Raw genomic sequence first — 18,016 nt, 5'->3', positions numbered from 1 at the left:
TGTGTCCCGACCCCCCCCCCCCCCGGCGCCCCCACCGCCCCCCACCCCCACTAGCGCGTGAACGGCTCCTCGACCGGCATCGGCATCTTCTCGTTCTTCCGCAACCGCCGCAGGACCAGTTTGCCCGTCTGCTCCGGACGGACCCAGGCGTTCCACGCCTTGATGTACATCGACACCTGGTCCCGCATGTCCGGTCGACGTTTGACCCCCCGCTTGGGAGCGCCCTTCGGCACTTCCCTCAGCACCAGTCGCGCGTCGCCCGGCTCCAGGTTAGCCCCCGATTTGAGGCCCGCCTTCCAAGCATCGACATCCACGGCCGGCGCGGCCTCCGTGGTCAGGAAGTAGCCCGCCGCCAAGGCCGTCTGACTTGCGAACACGTGCTTGGCGAGCTCACGGCCGGAGGTCACCGCCTCCCGGTAACTGTCCACGTCCACCTTGAACTCGGCCAGGATGCGGTCGTTCGACACCCTGGACCGGGCACCGGTCCAGGGCTCGTTCGGCATCGTCCTGAAGAGCAGCACGTGGCGGATGGTGGAGGACAGCAGCGTCAGGTACTTCTTCTCCCCGGTTGAGGACAGCGCATCCGCCGCACTCCGGCGCTTGACAGTGTCGAGTACGGGGAAAACGTCCTCCGGCAGCCCGTCCCAGACGAACATCTCCACGGGACGGTCGGCTTCGATGATCGCACTGAGACGATGCTGGCCATCGAGCAGGCGGCCATTCGTATCGAATCCGATGCCTTGGTGCGTCAACTTCCACTCGTCATGGAGGATGGCCTCGACCAGAGCCTGCACATGACCCTGATCCAGGCGCCGGTTGACCGAATTCCGGGACAGGAAGGACGCGGCGATCTCTGGCGTGACCTTGACCTTTCGTGGGACAGGATCCCGCTCCACCCGAAGGGAGACATCACTAGTCATTTCGCGATCCTAGAATCCCCGACACTCGGTACATCTACCAATGATCACTATTGATCATTTCTGATAGTTTTGGCGCTATCCGGACACTCCATGGCCGCTCGGCCCAGAATGGCTCAGTGGAGCGGGTTGTCAGCGGGGTCGGGGGCCGCCGGGAGGACGAGGGTGGCGACGGCGCCGCCGGTGGGGTGGTTGGTGAAGGTCAGGGTGGCGCCGATGACGCGGGTGTGGCCCTGGGCGATGGTGAGGCCGAGGCCGTGGCCGCGGCCGCGTTCGCGGACGCTGGTGCGGAAGCGCTGGGGGCCGTCGCGGAGGAGTTCGTCGGGGAAGCCGGGGCCGTGGTCGCGGACGGTGATCCGGTGGCCGTCGACGTGCAGGGCGATCGTGCCGCCGCCGTGGCGGTCGGCGTTGAGGAGGAGGTTGCCGAGGATGCGGTCGAGGCGGCGCAGGTCGGTGCGGACGGAGGCGTCGGCGCGGACCTCGACGTCGACGTCCAGGCCGGTGAGCGTGACCGTGCGGCGGACCGCGCGGTCCAGGGGCACGGCCGCGAGGTCGGGTGTCTCGGCGTCGGCGTCCAGCCGGGACACCTCCAGGAGGTCCTCGACCAGGGCGCGCAGGGCCTGCACCCGGTTCTGCACCAGTTGGGTGGGCCGCCCCGGCGGCAGCAGTTCGGCCGCCGTGACCAGCCCGGTCAGCGGGGTGCGCAGCTCGTGGGCGACGTCCGCGGTGAACCGCTGCTCGTCCTCCAGCCGCCGGTGCAGCTCCCGCGACATGAGGTCCACCGCCGCCGCGAGGTCGGCCACCTCGTCCCGCCCGTCGACGAGTTCGCCGATCCGGGTGTCGGTGCGCCCGTCGGCGATCCCCCGGGCGGCGGCGGCCGCCGTCCGCAGCCGGCGGCTGATCCGGTCCGCGACCAGCACCCCCGCCAGTACGGTGATGAACACCGAGGCGACGACGGCGATCAGGATGATCCGGTCCAGGTCGGCGATCGCCTGCCGGTCCTGGGCGAAGCCGACCCGGACCGACAGCACCTCGCCGCCGCCGCGGACCGCGACCGCCGCCCACACCGACTCGCCCTCGGGGCCGCCCCGGGCCAGTAGCGACCCGCGCCGCCCCTCGGCGGCCAGGGTGCGCAGCCGGGCCGGCAGCGCCGGGTCGTCCAGGGCGGCCTGGCGGGGGCCGCCGCCGGTGAGTTCCTCGTTGCGCTCGTAGGCGCCGAGCGCCGCGTCCAGGGCGGTGAGGGCGGAGCCCCGGGCCTGGTCGACGTGCTGACGGACCATCGCCTGGTGGACGAGCAGCCCGACCGCCACCGCGACCAGGACGGAGATGGCGGCGACGGCGGTGGCGATCTGGCGGCGCAGGGTCATTCGGTCCGCCTGAGCTTGTAGCCGAAGCCGCGGACGGTCTCGATCCGGCCGCCACCGATCTTGGCGCGCAGCCGCTGGACGTGGACGTCGACCACGCGGGTGTCGGCGCCCCACTCGTAGTCCCAGACGCGTTCCAGCAGGACGGCGCGCTCCAGCACGATGCCGGGGGCGGCGGTGAACTCCAGGAGGAGGCGCAGTTCGGTCGGGGTGAGCGGGACGAGGGCGCCGTGCACCCGGACCTCCATGGAGTCGGTGTCGACCTCCAGGCCGTCGAAGCTGCGGACGGGGGTGCGGGGGGCGGGGGCGCCCGGGGGGACCGGAGCGACCGGGGGGGCCGGCGGGTCGGCGGGCGCGGGTCCGGGGGCGGGAAGCCCGGTGACGGGCACCGGCGCGGACGTGGGCGCGGGCTCGGCCGGGACGACGCGGACGCGGCGGAGCACCGTGCGGATCCGGGCGACCAGCACGGCGCTCTCGAACGGCTTGACCACGTAGTCGTCCGCGCCCGCCTCCAGCCCGGACACCACGTCCACCGGGTCGGTGCGGGCCGACATCATCAGGATCGGCAGCTGGCTCTCCTCCCGGATCCGGCGGCACAGCCCGACCCCGTCGAGCAGCGGCAGCATGACGTCGAGCAGCACCAGGTCCGGCCGCACGGCGTGGAACATCTCCAGCCCCTCCAGGCCGTCGGCGGCCGTGGCGACCGGGAACCCGTAGCGTTCCAAGGCCATCCTGGTCGCCTCCCGGATCACCTCGTCGTCCTCGACGATGAGGATGCTCGGATGGCCGGGTGCCGTGGGGCTCATGGCTTCTTCTCCGGGAGGGGCGTGGCGGTGGGCGTGGGGCCGGGCGACCCGGGGCGGGCGGGGGTGGGCAGCGGCTGCTTGCCGACCAGCGCGTCCGAGCCGGTGGCCGGCGGTGTCCCGACGGGCCTGGACGGGGCCACGGGCTTGGCGGGCCCGCCGCCGGTCCCGGCGGACGGGCCGGTGCCGGGCGGCTTCTCCACCGCCGGCTTCTCGGCGGTCGGCGTCGACTCGGGCTCCGGGGTCGGCCCGATGCCCTCCACCCGCTGGTCGGCCAGGGCCAGCCGCACCCCGTCCCAGCGGTAGAGGCGGCCGGTCCGGGAGGAGGCGGTGGTCGGCTCGTACAGCCAGAGGTCGGTGCCGACCGTCGCGGCACCGAAGCCCTTCAGCAGGGAGACCCGGTGGATCGGCAGCAGCCGGTCGCCGGAGGCGGTGTAGACGTGCAGCACGGCGGCGTCGGCGAGGCCGACGGCTAGCAGCAGCTCGGGCCGGCCGTCCCCGGTGAGGTCGCGGTACTCGGGGGCGCGCAGCTCGCAGCCCGGGCACGGTTCGAGGACCCGCCGTTCGTCCTGGGTGACGCCGGGGTCCTTGGTGAGCAGGGCGCGGACGTCGACGGCGGTGACGTCCTGCCCGGGGACGGCGAGGTCCGGGACCGGCTGCGGCGGCGGCTCCGGGCTGCGGCTCGCGGCGGGCTCCAGCGGCGTCGGCGACGGGGCGGTGGCCGCGCCCGGCCACAGCGGCACGCTGGCCGGGGAGGGCGTGACGGGTACGGCCGCGCCGTGGTCGCGCAGTTCGCCGGGGGCGGCGCAGCCGACCGGGAGGGCGAGGGCCGCGGCGGCGAGGAGGGTGGGGAGGAGGAGGGCCGGTGCGCTGCGACGGACGGCGCGGCGGGGGGCGGTGCGGCGGCGGGCGGTGCTCATCCTCCGGGGCCCTTCCTGGTCCTGTGCGCTTCGCGTTCTCAGTGCGTGTTCGGGGCGGGTTCAGTGCGTTCCCGGGGCGTTCCCGGGCCGTTCCCGGTGCGTGTCCGGGGCGGGTCCGGTGCGGGTCCGGGGCGGGTCCGGCGTGTTCGGGGCGCCCCGGCCGGGCGGCCGGGCGCCCGGCGGGGATCCCGCCGGGCGCCGTTCGGCCCCCGTCAGCCTACGGGTGTCGCCGGATCGGCCAGGACGACGATGTTGTCCGTCCAGTGCCCGTCGGCCCCGATCCGGCCGCCGCAGGTGATCAGACGCAGCTCGGGCCCCTTCGTGTTGCCGTACACGGCGTCGGTCGGGAAGGTGTCCTTCGCGGTCTGGAGCAGCGCGCGGACCCGGAAGTCCACCGTGCCGCCGTCCTCCCGCCGGACCTGGATCAGGTCGCCCGGCTTCAGCTTCGGCACGTTGTGGAACACCGCCGGGCCGTGCGCGGTGTCGTAGTGCCCGATCAGGACGGCGGGTCCGGTCTCTCCCGGCGTCGGGCCGTTGCGGTACCAGCCGACCTCGTCGGCCCGGTCGGCGGCCGGCACCTCGACCGTGCCGTCGCCGTTCAGGCCGAGGCCGGTGACCGGGGCGTCCACCCCGGCCGCGGGGATCAGCAGCCGGGTCGGTGCCGAGGCCGCCAGCGGGCGGGCGGCGGCGGCCGTCCCCGTGCCGGTCGCCGCCGACGCGGCGGGCACGGACGGGGCGGGCGCCGCCGGGGCGGTGGCGTCGGGGGCCTGCCGGGCCGAGGTCTCCACCCGGACCACCGGCGGCTCCGCCCGGCCGGAGACCGCCACGGTCGCGCCGATCGCCAGGCAGAGCAGTCCGGCCGCGCCGAAGACGCTCCGGTTCAGCCGCGTCCCGCCGCGTCCGGCGCGCCGCCCGTGGCGGCCCTGCTGCGAACCGTCCCGGGACCGGTGGCCCCGCGCCGCCCGTCCCCCGTCGCCGCCGTCCGGACCGGCGGCGACGGGGTGCGGGGAGGACCCGGGAGCGTTGTCAGCCCCGCGCACCGGAACGCCGGCGCAGCATCGCGAAGCCGAGCGCCCCGGCACCGACGGCGGCGACGGCGCCGCCGCCGACCAGCTTGAGGCCGGAGGAGTCGCCGGCCCCGGAGCCGTCGCCGGCCTGGGCGGCACCCTTGGGCACCTCACGCACCTGCGGCTTGGCGTCGGTGGGCGACTGGGGCTTCGTCGGCTGGACGCCCTCCGGCCGCGCGGTCGGCGTGGCGGGCTGCGGCTGCCCCTTGGGCGGCTCGACCGAGGGCGCGGCGGGCCGGGCCGTCGGGGTCTGCGGCGGGTGCTCGGGCGCCTTGACGCCGGAGCCGCTGCTGGGCTCGGCCGGGGCGGCGGCCGTCGGGGTGACGGTGGGCGTGACGCCGTCGGCCCAGGCCTGCCCGCCGGTGACGGTCGCCAGCAGGGCGGCGCCGGTCAGGGCGCAGACGGCCGTCAGCCGGGAGACGGCGGCCGACCGCCGGGTGCGGTTCGTGGTCGTACGCAGAGCCATGCGAGCTCTCCTTCATCGTGGTGACGCGGGCTCCGGCACCCTGTGGCCGGTGCGTCGGGACTGACGGTAGGAAGCCCGTGTCGCGGTCCCCGACCGGTCGTGTCACAACGCTTCATCGGCTTCGTAACGGTCGCCCGGCGGCCCGTCACAGGTGCCCGCGGGCGGGTCGGGAACTGCCCGGGAGCGGGCGGGAAAACCGCTGGCCACCTGCCCTGGGCGCGTCCTAGCATCCGCCTGTGGCCGACAACGAAGACACATCGGGGACCAGTCAGGAAGTCGACGAGGCGCAGGACGCCGGGCAGGCCCGGGAGGTGTGCTGGCGGGGCAAGGACGTCGGGTTCGCGACCGTCGACGTCGACGACGCCGAACTGCTGCACCGCTGGCGCTCCGACCCCGTGGCCGTGCACCAGATCGGCTACTGGCCGCGCGCCCTCTCCGCCCTGCGGGAGCGGCTGGAGCGCCAGCGGGACGACAACGACCGGGACGACTTCCTGGTCCTGCTCCCCGACGGCACGCCGATCGGCCACATCGCGCTCTTCGACCAGGACCTCGCCGACGGCACGGCGGAGGTCCTGCTGCTCATGGACGAGCGGTACCGGGGCGGGGGCCACGGCTCGGCCGCGCTGGACGCGCTGGTCGACCTCGCCTTCGGCGAGCTGCCCCTGCAGCGCCTCCAGGCCGTCACCCACACCGGCAACGCCCCGGCGCTCGCCGTGCTGGCCGGCGCGGGCTTCGTCCAGGAGGGCGTGCGCCGCTCGGCGTGCCTCCACCGGGGCCGCCGGTACGACGTCGCGGTGCTGTCCCTGCTCAGGCCCGAATGGGAGGCCCTGGGCCGGCCCCGGGCCTGGGAGCTCTGACCCTCCCTCACGGGCCCTAGGTCGGAGGGTCGAGGGCGACCCGAACCGCAGGCGGAGGCCGGGGCGGCGTCCGGTCCGTACGGTGGCGGTATGAGCGTCGACCTCGACAAGTACTTCGCACGCATCGGGTGGGACGGCGGACGCGCTCCCACCCTCGACACGCTCCGATCACTGCAACACGCGCACGTGCTGGGCATCCCGTTCGAGAACATCGACGTGGTGGTCGGCACCGTGCCCTCGCTGGACCTCGCCGATCTGGAGGCCAAGCTCGTCGCCGGCTCGCGCGGCGGGTACTGCTTCGAGCAGAACACCCTGTTCGCCGGCGTGCTGGAGCAGCTCGGCTACGGCGTCACCCGGTACACCGGGCGGGTGCGGGTCGGCGCCCGGCCCGGGGAGATCCGGCCCCGCACCCACCTGGTGCTGGGCATCGAGGTGCCGGGGGGCAGCGAGGTACCCGGGGGCGGCGAGGTACAGGGAGGCGGCGAGGTGCGGTACCTGGTCGATGTCGGCTTCGGGTCGACCGACGCCCTGCTGGAGCCGCTGCCGATGCTCCCCGGGCTGGTGCGGGAGGGCCGGGGCCGCCGGCACCGGCTGGTGGTGGAGGACGCCGACGGCCCGGCGCCGGTGTGGGTGCTCCAGGCCGGGTCCGGGGACGCCTGGACCGAGCTGGTGTCCTTCACCCTGGACGCCGCGCCGCCGCCCGACATCGGCGTCGCCAACTGGCACGTGGCCACCCATCCGCGCTCGCCGTTCCGCCGCCTGTTCGTGCAACGGACGCGCGTCGACGGGCACTTGTCCCTGGACGGCACCACTCTCACCCGCACCGCGCGGGACGGCACGGTGACGGTGGAGCGGGTCGACGGCCCGGAGGCGCTGCGGGACCTGCTGGAGGCCGAGTTCGGCATCACCCCGCCGCCCGGCGTCCGCCCGGAGCGCTGACCTGAGCTCTCCGACCTGAGCGGCGACCGAGCGGAGCGGCGACCGAGCGGAAGGTCCACGGCGCGACCGCCCGGGTGGTCGCGCCGTCGCGGCAGGGCCCGGCCCAGGCGGGGCGCCACCACGTCACCACGTCACCACGTCACCGGGCTCCGCGCGCTCCGGCGGTCAGGCTGCGGCCCAGGTCGAGCAGGCTCAGGCCGAACATCAGCACGCCCAGCGGCACGTGCAGCGCCGGGTGGTGGGTGACGCCCAGGACCACCTGGACGGAGGCGAGGACGAGGAAGCCGGTCGCGTACAGGATCGGCCGGGCCGGGCCGCCGCCGGGCCGCCAGGCCAGGATCGCGGCGAACAGGTAGAGCATCGAGGCGCCGTACATCACCCGGGCGCCCACGCTGTGCAGCGTCTCGCCGTAGGAGGTGGAGAGCAGCAGGCCCGCGGTGGTCGCCTGGTAGAAGATCGCCAAGGTCTGCAGGGCGACCGTGGAGCGGAGGAGCGTGAGGCTGCGGCGTGCGGGCGGGGTCGTCGTGATGACCATGGTGCGGTCCCTCTTCCTGCCTGGTGGCGGTGGGTCGGTAGTGTCCCGCTGGTTCGACGAAACAGGCCCGCGAAGTGTGAGGCGGGTGGGAACGAAACAGGGGGCGACCGGCATGGGCACCGAGGGCGAGAGATTCGGACGGAACGCGGACGCGGCCGTCGGCGAGCGGCGGCAGCTGGTCGGCCTCGCCTACCGGATGCTCGGTTCGGTGGCCGAGGCGGAGGACGCCGTGCAGGAGGCCTACGCCCGCTGGTACGCGCAGCCGCCGGAGCGGCGCGCGGCGATCGCCTCGCCCGGCGCCTGGCTGACGACGGTGCTCAGCCGGGTCTGCCTGGACGTGCTGGGCTCGGCCCGGGTCCGGCGCGAGCGCTATGTCGGCGAGTGGCTGCCGGAGCCGCTGCCGGACGGGGCGCAGTGGGCGGTCGGCGCGGCCGGGACCGCCGATCCCGCCGACCGGATCACCCTGGACGAGTCGGTGGGCATGGCGTTCCTGGTGGTGCTGGAGTCGATGACCCCGGCCGAGCGGGTGGTGTTCGTGCTGCACGACGTCTTCCGCTACCCGTTCCCCGAGATCGCCGCGATCGTCGACCGGACCCCGGCCGCCTGCCGTCAGCTGGCCTCCTCGGCCCGCCGCCGGGTCGGCGCCGCGCCCGCCCCCGCCCCGGCGACCGGGAGCGCCGTCGTGGTGCGGGAGTTCAGACAGGCCTGGGAGGCCAAGGACATCGGCGCCCTGGTCGGCCTCCTCGATCCGTCGGCCGTCCTGGTCGCGGACGGCGGCGGCCTGGTGAGCGCGGTGGTCCGACCGGTCGAGGGCGGCGAGCGGATCGCCCATTACCTGGCACTCATGGCGGAGAAGGCCCCCGGGCTGGTCCTGCTGGAACGCACCGTCAACGGCCGCCCCGGCCTGGTCGCGCAACGGGACGGCGCGACGGCGACGGTGGCGGCCCTGGACGTCGTGGACGGCCGGATCACCCGGATCTGGGCGGTCCGCAACCCGGAGAAGCTCGGCCGGTGGACGGCGGCGTGAGGAGCGGGGTGGCCTGAGGGCCGGGGCGGCGCAGTGGTCCGGCGCTTGGCCCGGCCAAGAGGCATCAGCATGCGCTACGCCCCGGGGCAACGAGAAGCCGCCGCCGAAGCACGCGGGCAAGCCCGCCGAGGAGAAGCCCACCCCGCCATCGAAGTAGCAGCACCTGTCACACTGGCAGGCCCCTCGTGCGCGCGACGAGGGGCCTGCCTGCCCCCAGTTGCAAGGGAGAGCACCGATGGCCGAGCGTCTCGTCATCTCGTACGAGTCGCGCCACTTCGCCGACGCGGACTGGTCGAAGAACGCGGACCGGTGGCGGGCCAGCTTCTACGAGAACGGAGCCAAGGTCTTCGGGACCGCCGACATCACCCGCGTCATCCCCGGCGTGACCCCGAACCCCCGGGCGGCGCTGGAGGAGGACCCCGGCCTCCTCGACCGCATTCCGAGGGTGATCTTCACCGAGGCCGGAGGGCTGGCCCCGATGCTCGCCGAGCTGCGCCCCTCGCTGCTGCTTCTCCTGGAGTCGGTCCACGTCGTGGACGAGTGGCGGGGCAAGGGCATGGGGATGAGCCTGGCCGTCGAGGCCCTGCGGCGCCTGGCCGTCCCGGGAGCGCCGGCCGTCTGTTACCCGGCCCCGATCCACGGCCACGGGCCGGATGAGCCGTGCAGCTTCGACTCGGACGACCCCGAGGTCCGGCGGCCCGACGAGGAGGCGATGGACAAGCTCCGCCGGGCGTGGGAGCGGCACGGCTTCCTGCCACTCGCCGAGGGGGTGTACGTACGGCGGGTGGAGCCGCAGGAGAAGCTCGGCCGGTGGACGGCGGCCTGACGGTCCGGGCGGCGTGAGGAACGGCCCGGCCTGCTGCCCGGGGCGGCGGCGCCCGGCCGGGATCGTGAACGGCCGGTACTCGTCTGTACACGGACGCCGGCACGGTCCTAGCGTCAGGAGACCGGCGCCGTCCGACCACGGGAGTCCACGCATGAACGTTTCCAGGCGACTCGGCTCGATCCTCGGGGCCGCCGGGGCCGCGCTGGTGCTGTGCGCCGGGCCGGCCGCCGCGGGCGGGCAGCCTGCGGCATCCCCCGTGGGAGCGGCCGCGCAGCTCGACCAGCCCTCCACGATCACCAGTGCCGGCCCGGAGGCCGCCGGCAAGTGTCTGGACGCCTACGACTGGGGCCGGGGGCCGTGGGTCCAGATGTGGGGCTGCCACGGCGGCGCCAACCAGTCCTGGAGCGTCTCCTGGAACAGCACCAGCGGGGGCTGGAACATCCGGAACGAGGCAGGCCGGACCTGCGTCGACGGCTCCCCGGGCCACGGGGAGCAGCTCATCCTGAACATCTGCGGCGACGGCCTGGGGCAGTCCTGGAAGATCGACTCCTTCCCCGGCCCGGCCCGCCTCGAGAGCATCGCCTTCCCCGGCCAGTGCGCGGACATCGCCAACTGGGGGCGCAGCTCGGTGGTCATGCTGTGGGACTGCGGGAGCCAGGCCAACCAGTACTGGCTGTTCGGCTGACCGGCGGGAACGGCCGTGGCCGTGCCCGCTCGGCAGCCGTGGGACCTCGTCGGGGTCAGCCGCAGAACTCGGCCTCGGCGAGCCCGAGTTTGCCGGTGAACCAGTCGGCATTGGTGTTGAACGCGACGGTGTGCCGCCCGTCCCGGGTGGTCAGCGCCAGCGTCGACGACCCGTGGATGCCGCCGTCATGGCCCCAGACGGTGACCCCGCAGGACAGCGTCCCGCCGCCGATGCCGAGCCCACCGGGGCCCTCCGTGGTGAGCATCTCGTCCGACTCGGCCTGCGGGAGCAGCCGTCCGCGCATCAGCGCGGAGAGGAACCGGGTGAGGTCGTCGGTCGTGGAGATGATCTCCCCGGCCGCGCCGGCCGTCGACGGGTTGAGCTCGGTGGTGTCCAGCGGCGTCGGCGACCCGCCGAACAGCTTCGAGTATCCGCGCGCGTGCGGCCGGGGCACGGCGGTGGCGGTGCCGGGCACGCTGGTGCCGCCCAGACCCAGCGGCCGGACGATCCGCTGCTCGATCTCCGCGCCGTACGGGTGTCCGGTCACCGCGGCGACGATCATCCCGGCCAGGATGTAGTTGGTGTTGGAGTACTCGCGCTTCGCGCCGGGGGCGAAGACCGGCGGGTGCGACACGGCGATCCGTACCAACTCCTGCGGCGGGTAGGTGTCGTAACGCCGACTCAGGAACTGCGGCGTGAACAGTACGGTCGCCATTCCGGGGTCGTCGTCGTAGGCGAACAGCCCGCTGGTGTGGTTGAGCAGCTGCCGGACGGTGATCGCCGAGCCGTCGTTCCCGTTCCCGCTCACCACACCCGGCAGCCACCTGTCCACCGTGTCGTCGAGGTCGAGTCGCCCCTCGGCCTGGAGCTGGAGGAGCACGGTGGCGACGAACATCTTCGTCACGCTGCCGATCCGGAACCGCTCCCGGGTCGACCGGGGCCGCCCGGTCGTGGTGTCGGCGGTTCCGATCGCCGCCGTCCAACTGCCCTTCCCGTCCCGGGCGGTGGCGATCATCCCGGGCAGCCCCTCCGTCCGGACGGCCGCGTCCATCGCCGTCCTCGTCCCGCCGTGGCCGGGTCCGCCGTGACTGCTTCCGCCGGTCCCGCCGGTCCCGCCGGCCATCGCCGGGAGTGCCGTCCCCACCGCCAGTGCCGACGCCACCGCCGCCACGCCGACCCCGCGCCGAAGCGCCCGCTGCCGTGTCATACAGATCTCCTGAGGTCCGCTGCCCTCGCCCCCGCCCCCGTGCAGGTCGACGGGGCGGGGGACCCCGGAGTTCCGGCGGCCCGCCCATCCGCGCGGAAACCGTCCGCATGGACGAACGGCCCCGGAGTCCAGGAGTGCGGGGTGCCCCTAATGGGCCGATTCACCCCCCATAAAGGTGGGATGTCGCCCTACCGACCGGCGTTGCGAGCATTCGGAGTGCGGCACTGGACACCGGCCACGGGCCGGGCTCTGCACGCCGCGCCCGAGCCCCGGACGCCGGGGCGGCGGACACCGCTTCGGGAGCGCCGGAACGTTCACCGACGAGACAGCAACTCCATCGCGCGGTACGCGCGTCGCCGGACCACCCGGCTTCCGGCGTACTGGCGCCCGACGTGCCCCCGAACGCCGCCCCCGCGCGGAGCGGCATCCCGGCACGTCGCCACCAGAAGGAGGACCCCCGTGCCACCGTCCCGCTTCGCCCGCCGTCCACTGACCGCACTGCTGGCGGCGGTCGCCGCGCTCACGTGCGCGATCGCCCCCGCCGCCGCGGCCGGTCCCGGACCGGCCGCCGCCGAACTGCCGCGGCTCCGCTCGCTGTACGTCACGATGCCGGACGGCGTCCGGATCGCCGTCGACGTCTGGCTGCCGACCGGCGCCACCCCCGGCCGGCGACTGCCGACCGTACTGGAGACCGAACGGTACTGGCGCGCCCGGGAACACCCCGGCGGGCCCGAGAACGACCCCCGGGCCGGGCAGGCGGGCCGCTGGAACGACCGCGGCTACGCCTACGTCGTGACCGATCTGCGCGGTACCGGCGCCTCGTTCGGCACGCTCGAAGCCGAACTCGGCACCACCCTGATCAACGACAGCGGCTCGCTCGGCGACTGGATCGCCGCCCAGCCGTGGTCCAACGGCCGGGTCGGGACGACCGGCGTCTCCTACGGCGGCGACACCGCGATGCTCGCCCTCGGCCTGCGCAACCACCACATCACCGCCGCCGCGCCGAACTCCTACGACTTCGACCCCTACGAGGACCTGATCCGCCCCGGTGGCCTGCTGATCGAACCGCGGGTCGCCGTCTACGGCGCGCTGCTGCGGATCCTCGACCAGGCCGGCGGCACCACCTGCGCCACCAGCGAGGAGACCCGGCGGATCTGCGACGAGTACGGGCTGACCGGCGCCGCGCCGAAGCCCGTCGACGGTCCGGACGGGCCCGCGCTGCGCGCCGCCGCGCGCGCCGAGCACGCCGGGAACGCCAACCTCGTCGACCTCGCCCGCAACGGCGCGCACCGGGACTACGCCAACGGCCCGCAGAGCTGGGAGGTCACCAGCGTGGCACCTCGGAGCGGCGCGATCCAGGCGGGCGGCGTCCCGGTCCTGACCGACGCCGGCTGGCTGGACGCCGGCACGCCCAACGGGGTGCTGTCCCAGTTCACCGGCCTGTCGAACACCCAGGAGAGCTGGATCGGCCCCTGGAACCACGGCCAGGCGTACCTCGCCGACCCGTTCCTGCCCAGCCGCCCGCTCACCGGCGCCGAACGCCGGGAGATCGGCGAGCGCACGCTCGCGTTCTTCGACCGCTACGTCAAGCACGGCGAACGCCCCGACGGCGAGCGGCTCGTGCACTACTACACCTTCAACGAGGGCACCTGGCGGACCACCGACCGCTGGCCGGTCGCCGGGACGCGGAACCGGCGGCTCTACCTCGCGGACGGCAACACCCTCAGCCGGCAACCGCCGGCACCGGTCCCCGGCCGGCCCGACACCGACCCGCTGACCCTCGCTCCCACCGCCGGCACCGGCCCGCTCGACCGCTGGAACACCAACCTCAGCGGCGACCCGGTCAGCTACCCCGACCGGGCCGCCGTCGACCGCGACCTGCTCAGCTACACCAGCCCGCCCGTCCAGCAGGACACCAGGGTGACCGGCCTCGGCCGGGTGACCCTCGACGTGACGGGCGTCAGCGGCGCGAGCGACGGCGCGTTGCACGTCTACCTGGAGGACGTCGCCCCGGACGGCCGCGTCACCTACCTCACCGAAGGCCAACTCGCCCTCGCCGACCGGGCCGTGGCCTCCCGGTGGAGCAACCCCGACTGGCGCCGGCTGCGCACCCCGCGCACCTTCGCGGCCTCCGACTCCACCCCGTTCCCCCAGGGCACACCCCAGCGCGTCACCCTCGACCTCCAGCCGACCTCGGTCCTCTTCAAGGCCGGCGACCGGATCCGGCTCACCGTCGCCGCCGCCAACCCCGACTCGTTCGAACTCCGGCCCGCCGACGGCAAGGCCGCCTACACCATCGGCCACGGCACCGTCCGGCCCTCCTACGTCGACCTGCCGGTGGTCGGCTGAGGCCCCCGGGGCCGCTCCGGAGGGCGGCACCGCACCGCACCCGGCCTCGGGCCGCCGGCGCCGACCGCGCCGGCGGCCCGTCCGGCGTGCGTCGGCCGCCCGTCCGGCGTGCGCCGGCCGCCCCCGACCACCGGCCCGGAAGCCTGCCCCGGAAGATAACGCTTGCATCACGACCGGAGATCGCGTGCAGCAGTCGCGAACCGGGCTCCGTCAGGTTGGGCGGGGGAGCCAAGGGGGCTTCGGGAGAGGCGATGATGCTCAACAGGCACCAGCCGGGTGACCATGCGAACCGCTGACATCCCTGCCTTCACGGCATTCGTGCATGCGCGGTCGTCGGCCCTCTTCAGGACCGCGCTGCTGCTCACCGGCGAGCGTCATGTGGCCGACGACCTGGTGCAGTCCACGCTGGAGCAGGTCTGTCGGCACTGGCGCCGGGTTCGCTCCGCCGACTCACCGGACGCCTACGCGCGCCGGATCCTGGTGAACCTCGCCAACGACCGCTGGCGCAGACTGCGCGGACGTGAGGAAGTACCCCTGGACGACGGCATCGGGGGCGGGTCCGTCGATCCGTACAAAGGTCTCGTGGTCCGCGACGAGTTGATGCGCGAGCTGCAGTCCCTGCCGATCGGCATGCGCACCGTGCTGGTGCTGCGGTACTTCGAGGATCTCGACGATGCGGAGATCGGCCACCTGATGAACATCTCGGCCGGCTCGGTCCGGTCCCAGGTGGCCCGGGGCCTGTCGAAGCTCCGGTCGACCGTCGACACCCAGGCAGTGCACGCACGTTCGGGAGGAGCGGCATGAAGGACTACGACCTGGAGCAGGAGCTGGCCGCGGCCATGCTCGACCGTTCACGGCAGGAACCGCCGCGCAGCTACGACGTCGACGACCTCATCGGGTCGGTACGGCAGCGCCGCCGGCGCCTGCAGGCAGGTGCGGCGGCGGCCGTGGCGATCGTGGCCCTGGGCGCCGGCTTCCTGTCCCGGGCCGATCACGACCGCGTCTCGCTGCCCGTCCAGGCTCCGACCGCGCCGAGTGCCGTGCTGCCGCCTTCTCCCCCGCCCGTCGAGCCGCCCTCGCCCACCGCTTCGGCTACGGTTTCGGCATCGGCATCGGCATCGGCTTCGGCTTCGGCCTCCCCGGCCGACCCGGCCCGGACGACGACCACCCTGTTCCTCGCCGCCCTGCGCTACCAGAATCCGGCCACCCGCTCCGAGGTGGATCCGGTAGAGGTGGCGGCGCTGTTCGCCGACGAGTCCACGTACCAGCGGATCTGGGGCGCCGACTCCCGCGGTGTGACCTGCGGCGCCTCGGTCGACGGCGTGCTGGCGGCGGGCGAGATCCTGCTGTACCAGGGGGTCGAACGGCTCGACCGGGCCCCGTCCCTGACCTTCGACGGGGCCAGGGGCAAGGTGACCGACCTGACCTGCGGAACGGTCGCCGGAGGCAGCAAGGGCGGCGATCCCACGGTTTCCGGCTTCTACGGAGGGCTGGTGGCGGCCACCAAGTCCGGTGACTCCACGGCCGTGGCGAGGCTCGGGAAGCTGTTCGTGACCGCGCGCCTTCGATCCGACCAGGGCCCGACCGCCGGCACCTGTTCCTTCACCGCCCCCCCGTTCTGGCTCGCCGACAACCCCTCGTCCGGAACTCTCACCCACGGATGGACCGTGCACCTCGGCGGCCGGCAAGGCTTCCCGATCGAGATCGACGAGACCGCGAGGATCTCCGGATCCTGCGGCGGCTGAGCCGCACCGGTCACCACTGGACAACCGACACCGGGCCGAGCCCGCCCGGCGGCGCGCCCGGACACCCCCGCACGCCCTTACCCGCCAATAGGCGATGTCCGCATGCCCGGACATCGGAGAGCGAGTGCCCGCATGAAGCATCGGACGGCCTTCGTCATACCCGTACTCGTGGGCGCCGCCATGGTGGCCCACGTCCTGATCCCGACCTCGGGGACCGCCGAGGGCGCCCCTCCCGACCCACTGCCGACGTCATCCCCGACAACGCCGTCGACGCCGTCGACGCCGTCAGCGCCAAGCACGCTTTCCGGGCCGGCACTTGCCGCCACCGGTACGACAACGCCGGAACAGGCCGTACGCCTCGCGCTCGACGGGCTCGGAGTGCACCACGGCCGTTACGCGCTCGCCGTCGAGGACCTCACTTCGGGCCGCTCGGCCGCCTACGGTTCGTCCGCCGAGACCTTCACCTCCGCGAGCATCGTCAAAGTCGACATCCTGGCCGCCCTGCTGCTGCAGACGCAGGACCGCGGAGACCGACTCAGCTCCGCTCAGCGGCAGTTGGCCTCCGACATGATCCGCGTCAGCGACAACGACGCGGCGCAGAAGCTCTGGATCGAGATCGGCAGACGCCAGGGTCTGGACGCGGCCAACGCCCGCCTCGGACTCTCCCCGGCGCACGCCGGCCAAAGGGGCGCATGGGGACTGACCCGGACCACGGCCCGCGACCAAATCGCCCTCCTGAAAGCCGTGTTCACGCAGGACTCCCCCTTGAACGCCGCATCCCGGTCGTACCTGCGGGGTCTCATGGGCAGCGTCACCGACGGACAGAACTGGGGCGTCGGCGCAGCGGGAGCGCCCGGCGGCCTGCCCGTGCTCAAGAACGGCTGGCTCCCGGACGGGACGACTCGGCTGTGGGTCGTCAACAGCGTGGGCATCGTCGAACGCGCGGGACACAGCCTGCTCGTCGTCGTCCTCACCGACGCCCAGCCCACCCGGGAGGCCGGCATCGCACTCGTCGAGCGGGTCGCGACGACCGCGGTCGAGGCACTGGTGCGAACGCCCTGAGCACCCTCTCGTCCAATGGACGCCCCCGGTTCCGTTCGGTGGACGGGAGTACGGGATGCGGCTGCTGTCCGGTGCGGCAGGTGGTCAGACGACGTACTGGTCGTGGGGGGCTCGATCCCAGACGGTTTCGAACGCGGCAGAGACCATCTTCACCGTCGCAGGGCTTTCGTCGAAGGCGTGGCCGACCCAGGCGCCGTTCCCGGTGAACCAGTGGAACATGATCAACTGCTCGTCGATCAGCCACAGGTCGTTGCCCGGCAGCGCGATGTCCGAGGTCAGGCGCCGGGGCAGCCACCGCACCAGTTCACCGGCGCCCAGGTTGGGAGGAGTGACCGCGTACTCCCACCTGATGCAGTCGGTGACCGGCTCGGAGACGATCCGGGCCCGGCGCATCACGACGCCGCGAGCCACGGCTTCGCGAACGATCCCCAACCAGTCCGCCCAATAGGGGTCGTTCGGATTCAGGTCGGCCTGCCCGGTGCGCTCGAAGTCCGCGATGACGCCGGACTCGTCGCCGACCGCGTACAAGTCGCGCATCTCCGTGCTGCGCTACCCCGTGTGCGGCGCCGACACCATGGCGGCACAGCTCGGCCACCTGCTCGAAGTCATGGATCTTCCCGATGTCGCCCTGGGAATCGTCCCGTTCACGGCGCAGGCCGAGTCAGATCGATCTCTACGCGCGGGCCTTCGACCGGCTCTCCCGGGGGGCGGTGCGGGGGGCGGCGGCGCGCTCGCTCGTGGTGGGCGCCTTGAGCTGTCTGGACGGACCGTTCGGGAAGGATCGCTTGGAGCCCGACGGTTGCCGGGCGGAAGCCCCGGGCCTCGGTCCGGGGCTTTCTCGCGTTCCTGGGTTATTCGGCGGGGGTGCCGCGGAGGAGGAAGGGGAGGTGGGTGCCGCGGGTGAGGGCGTCGAGGGCGTGGGTGGTGCGGTGGTGGTGGTCGGGGTGCATGGCGTCGGCGAGTTGGGCGCGGTGGAGCCAGTGGACGGCCGTGACGGTGTGGGGCGGGCGATGGCGGGCGACGGTGGTTTCCTGGGTGGGGGTGAGGCGTCCGCCCCAGTGGACGAAGTGGAGGGCTTCGGGGAGGAGTTGGGTGGGGGTGTGGTCGGTGGCGAGGATGGTGCGCAGGGGCAGGACGAGGCCGGTCTGGGTGTCGGTGTGGCGGCGGGCGGCGTGGTGGGGGAGTTCGTCGGCTTCGGCGGGTCCGCCGGGGAGGGTGAGGCCGGAGGTGTGGGCGGTGCCGATGAG

The 18,016-nt window shown here is 73.9% G+C and carries 20 protein-coding genes; 10 read left to right on the top strand and 10 right to left on the bottom strand.

Features of this window, described 5'->3' with window-relative positions; all coding sequences use genetic code 11:
- Positions 1-50 precede the first annotated feature (50 nt).
- The 6 genes from SM793_RS33965 to SM793_RS33940 form a co-directional block, all read right to left on the bottom strand.
- On the bottom strand, positions 51-920 hold the full coding sequence (locus SM793_RS33965) for a hypothetical protein (protein WP_320442187.1): 870 nt from the start codon (positions 918-920) through the stop codon (positions 51-53).
- A 113-nt stretch (positions 921-1,033) separates the two neighbouring features.
- Positions 1,034-2,284, bottom strand: coding sequence for a HAMP domain-containing sensor histidine kinase (locus SM793_RS33960; RefSeq protein WP_320442186.1), 1,251 nt, complete (start codon positions 2,282-2,284; stop codon positions 1,034-1,036).
- Positions 2,281-3,087 carry a response regulator transcription factor gene (locus tag SM793_RS33955; RefSeq protein ID WP_320442185.1) on the bottom strand — a complete coding sequence of 269 codons (807 nt, stop codon included), beginning with the start codon at positions 3,085-3,087 and terminating at the stop codon, positions 2,281-2,283. Before SM793_RS33955 ends, SM793_RS33960 begins: the two co-directional genes overlap by 4 nt.
- Positions 3,084-4,004 (bottom strand): hypothetical protein, encoded by a 921-nt coding sequence (locus tag SM793_RS33950; RefSeq protein WP_320442184.1) that lies wholly within the window; start codon positions 4,002-4,004, stop codon positions 3,084-3,086. The genes SM793_RS33955 and SM793_RS33950 overlap by 4 nt, the downstream gene beginning before the upstream one ends.
- A 212-nt stretch (positions 4,005-4,216) precedes the next feature.
- Positions 4,217-5,044 (bottom strand): class F sortase, encoded by an 828-nt coding sequence (locus SM793_RS33945; protein WP_320442183.1) that lies wholly within the window; start codon positions 5,042-5,044, stop codon positions 4,217-4,219.
- Positions 5,031-5,537, bottom strand: a complete 507-nt coding sequence (locus SM793_RS33940; protein ID WP_320442182.1) for a hypothetical protein — start codon at positions 5,535-5,537, stop codon at positions 5,031-5,033. The genes SM793_RS33945 and SM793_RS33940 overlap by 14 nt, the downstream gene beginning before the upstream one ends.
- A 236-nt stretch (positions 5,538-5,773) precedes the next feature.
- Here SM793_RS33940 and SM793_RS33935 point away from each other — a divergent pair, with 236 nt between their 5' ends.
- Both SM793_RS33935 and SM793_RS33930 read left to right on the top strand, forming a co-directional pair.
- Positions 5,774-6,394 (top strand): GNAT family protein, encoded by a 621-nt coding sequence (locus SM793_RS33935; RefSeq protein WP_320442181.1) that lies wholly within the window; start codon positions 5,774-5,776, stop codon positions 6,392-6,394.
- A 90-nt stretch (positions 6,395-6,484) separates the two neighbouring features.
- A complete protein-coding gene (locus tag SM793_RS33930; protein ID WP_320442180.1) occupies positions 6,485-7,333 on the top strand; it encodes an arylamine N-acetyltransferase family protein in 849 nt (282 codons plus the stop codon).
- A 139-nt stretch (positions 7,334-7,472) separates the two neighbouring features.
- Here SM793_RS33930 and SM793_RS33925 read toward each other — a convergent pair whose 3' ends face one another.
- Complete coding sequence (locus SM793_RS33925) at positions 7,473-7,868, bottom strand: hypothetical protein (protein ID WP_320442179.1); 396 nt, start codon at positions 7,866-7,868, stop codon at positions 7,473-7,475.
- Positions 7,869-7,980: 112 nt separating this feature from the next.
- Between SM793_RS33925 and sigJ the strand changes: the two genes are divergently transcribed.
- The 3 genes from sigJ to SM793_RS33910 all read left to right on the top strand — a co-directional run bounded on the left by sigJ (position 7,981) and on the right by SM793_RS33910 (position 10,406).
- Positions 7,981-8,895, top strand: coding sequence for an RNA polymerase sigma factor SigJ (gene sigJ / locus SM793_RS33920; RefSeq protein ID WP_320442188.1), 915 nt, complete (start codon positions 7,981-7,983; stop codon positions 8,893-8,895).
- A 235-nt stretch (positions 8,896-9,130) separates the two neighbouring features.
- On the top strand, positions 9,131-9,721 hold the full coding sequence (locus SM793_RS33915) for a hypothetical protein (RefSeq protein WP_320442178.1): 591 nt from the start codon (positions 9,131-9,133) through the stop codon (positions 9,719-9,721).
- 151 nt (positions 9,722-9,872) lie between these two features.
- On the top strand, positions 9,873-10,406 hold the full coding sequence (locus SM793_RS33910) for an RICIN domain-containing protein (protein WP_320442177.1): 534 nt from the start codon (positions 9,873-9,875) through the stop codon (positions 10,404-10,406).
- 55 nt (positions 10,407-10,461) lie between these two features.
- Here SM793_RS33910 and SM793_RS33905 read toward each other — a convergent pair whose 3' ends face one another.
- Positions 10,462-11,613, bottom strand: coding sequence for a serine hydrolase domain-containing protein (locus tag SM793_RS33905; RefSeq protein WP_320442176.1), 1,152 nt, complete (start codon positions 11,611-11,613; stop codon positions 10,462-10,464).
- 459 nt (positions 11,614-12,072) lie between these two features.
- Between SM793_RS33905 and SM793_RS33900 the strand changes: the two genes are divergently transcribed.
- The 4 genes from SM793_RS33900 (at position 12,073) to SM793_RS33885 (ending at position 16,769) form a co-directional block, all read left to right on the top strand.
- The gene (locus SM793_RS33900; protein WP_320442175.1) at positions 12,073-13,962 is read left to right on the top strand and encodes a CocE/NonD family hydrolase; all 1,890 of its coding nucleotides are present in this window, start codon (positions 12,073-12,075) and stop codon (positions 13,960-13,962) included.
- Positions 13,963-14,244: 282 nt separating this feature from the next.
- On the top strand, positions 14,245-14,766 hold the full coding sequence (locus SM793_RS33895) for a SigE family RNA polymerase sigma factor (protein WP_320442174.1): 522 nt from the start codon (positions 14,245-14,247) through the stop codon (positions 14,764-14,766).
- The gene (locus SM793_RS33890) at positions 14,763-15,707 is read left to right on the top strand and encodes a hypothetical protein (RefSeq protein WP_320442173.1); all 945 of its coding nucleotides are present in this window, start codon (positions 14,763-14,765) and stop codon (positions 15,705-15,707) included. The genes SM793_RS33895 and SM793_RS33890 overlap by 4 nt, the downstream gene beginning before the upstream one ends.
- 168 nt (positions 15,708-15,875) lie before the next feature.
- The gene (locus SM793_RS33885) at positions 15,876-16,769 is read left to right on the top strand and encodes a serine hydrolase (protein WP_320442172.1); all 894 of its coding nucleotides are present in this window, start codon (positions 15,876-15,878) and stop codon (positions 16,767-16,769) included.
- A gap of 84 nt (positions 16,770-16,853) precedes the next feature.
- On the opposite strand, the gene SM793_RS33880 is transcribed toward SM793_RS33885, so the two are convergent.
- The gene (locus SM793_RS33880; RefSeq protein ID WP_320442171.1) at positions 16,854-17,306 is read right to left on the bottom strand and encodes a DUF6879 family protein; all 453 of its coding nucleotides are present in this window, start codon (positions 17,304-17,306) and stop codon (positions 16,854-16,856) included.
- On the opposite strand from SM793_RS33880, the gene SM793_RS36545 reads away from it, so the two are divergent.
- The gene (locus SM793_RS36545; protein WP_413816098.1) at positions 17,266-17,673 is read left to right on the top strand and encodes a Scr1 family TA system antitoxin-like transcriptional regulator; all 408 of its coding nucleotides are present in this window, start codon (positions 17,266-17,268) and stop codon (positions 17,671-17,673) included. The two genes, SM793_RS33880 and SM793_RS36545, sit on opposite strands and share 41 nt — an antisense overlap.
- Here SM793_RS36545 and SM793_RS33870 read toward each other — a convergent pair.
- Positions 17,621-18,016 (bottom strand): NUDIX domain-containing protein (locus SM793_RS33870; protein ID WP_320442170.1); only part of this gene is annotated, 396 nt, incomplete at its 5' end. The genes SM793_RS36545 and SM793_RS33870 overlap by 53 nt on opposite strands.

It is taken from the genome of Kitasatospora purpeofusca (genome assembly GCF_034043715.1).
In the GTDB taxonomy this organism is placed as follows: domain Bacteria; phylum Actinomycetota; class Actinomycetes; order Streptomycetales; family Streptomycetaceae; genus Kitasatospora; species Kitasatospora purpeofusca_A.
This window is presented reverse-complemented; position numbering and strand designations above follow the sequence as displayed.

Coding starts and splice junctions, on each gene's coding strand:
- SM793_RS36545 (WP_413816098.1), top strand. CDS start 17,266: ATGACGCCGGACTCGTCGCCGACCGCGTACAAGTCGCGCATCTCCGTG.
- SM793_RS33925 (WP_320442179.1), bottom strand. CDS start 7,868: ATGGTCATCACGACGACCCCGCCCGCACGCCGCAGCCTCACGCTCCTC.
- SM793_RS33915 (WP_320442178.1), top strand. CDS start 9,131: ATGGCCGAGCGTCTCGTCATCTCGTACGAGTCGCGCCACTTCGCCGAC.
- SM793_RS33960 (WP_320442186.1), bottom strand. CDS start 2,284: ATGACCCTGCGCCGCCAGATCGCCACCGCCGTCGCCGCCATCTCCGTC.
- SM793_RS33940 (WP_320442182.1), bottom strand. CDS start 5,537: ATGGCTCTGCGTACGACCACGAACCGCACCCGGCGGTCGGCCGCCGTC.
- sigJ (WP_320442188.1), top strand. CDS start 7,981: ATGGGCACCGAGGGCGAGAGATTCGGACGGAACGCGGACGCGGCCGTC.
- SM793_RS33930 (WP_320442180.1), top strand. CDS start 6,485: ATGAGCGTCGACCTCGACAAGTACTTCGCACGCATCGGGTGGGACGGC.
- SM793_RS33895 (WP_320442174.1), top strand. CDS start 14,245: ATGCGAACCGCTGACATCCCTGCCTTCACGGCATTCGTGCATGCGCGG.
- SM793_RS33965 (WP_320442187.1), bottom strand. CDS start 920: ATGACTAGTGATGTCTCCCTTCGGGTGGAGCGGGATCCTGTCCCACGA.
- SM793_RS33910 (WP_320442177.1), top strand. CDS start 9,873: ATGAACGTTTCCAGGCGACTCGGCTCGATCCTCGGGGCCGCCGGGGCC.
- SM793_RS33880 (WP_320442171.1), bottom strand. CDS start 17,306: ATGCGCGACTTGTACGCGGTCGGCGACGAGTCCGGCGTCATCGCGGAC.
- SM793_RS33890 (WP_320442173.1), top strand. CDS start 14,763: ATGAAGGACTACGACCTGGAGCAGGAGCTGGCCGCGGCCATGCTCGAC.
- SM793_RS33950 (WP_320442184.1), bottom strand. CDS start 4,004: ATGAGCACCGCCCGCCGCCGCACCGCCCCCCGCCGCGCCGTCCGTCGC.
- SM793_RS33955 (WP_320442185.1), bottom strand. CDS start 3,087: ATGAGCCCCACGGCACCCGGCCATCCGAGCATCCTCATCGTCGAGGAC.
- SM793_RS33905 (WP_320442176.1), bottom strand. CDS start 11,613: ATGACACGGCAGCGGGCGCTTCGGCGCGGGGTCGGCGTGGCGGCGGTG.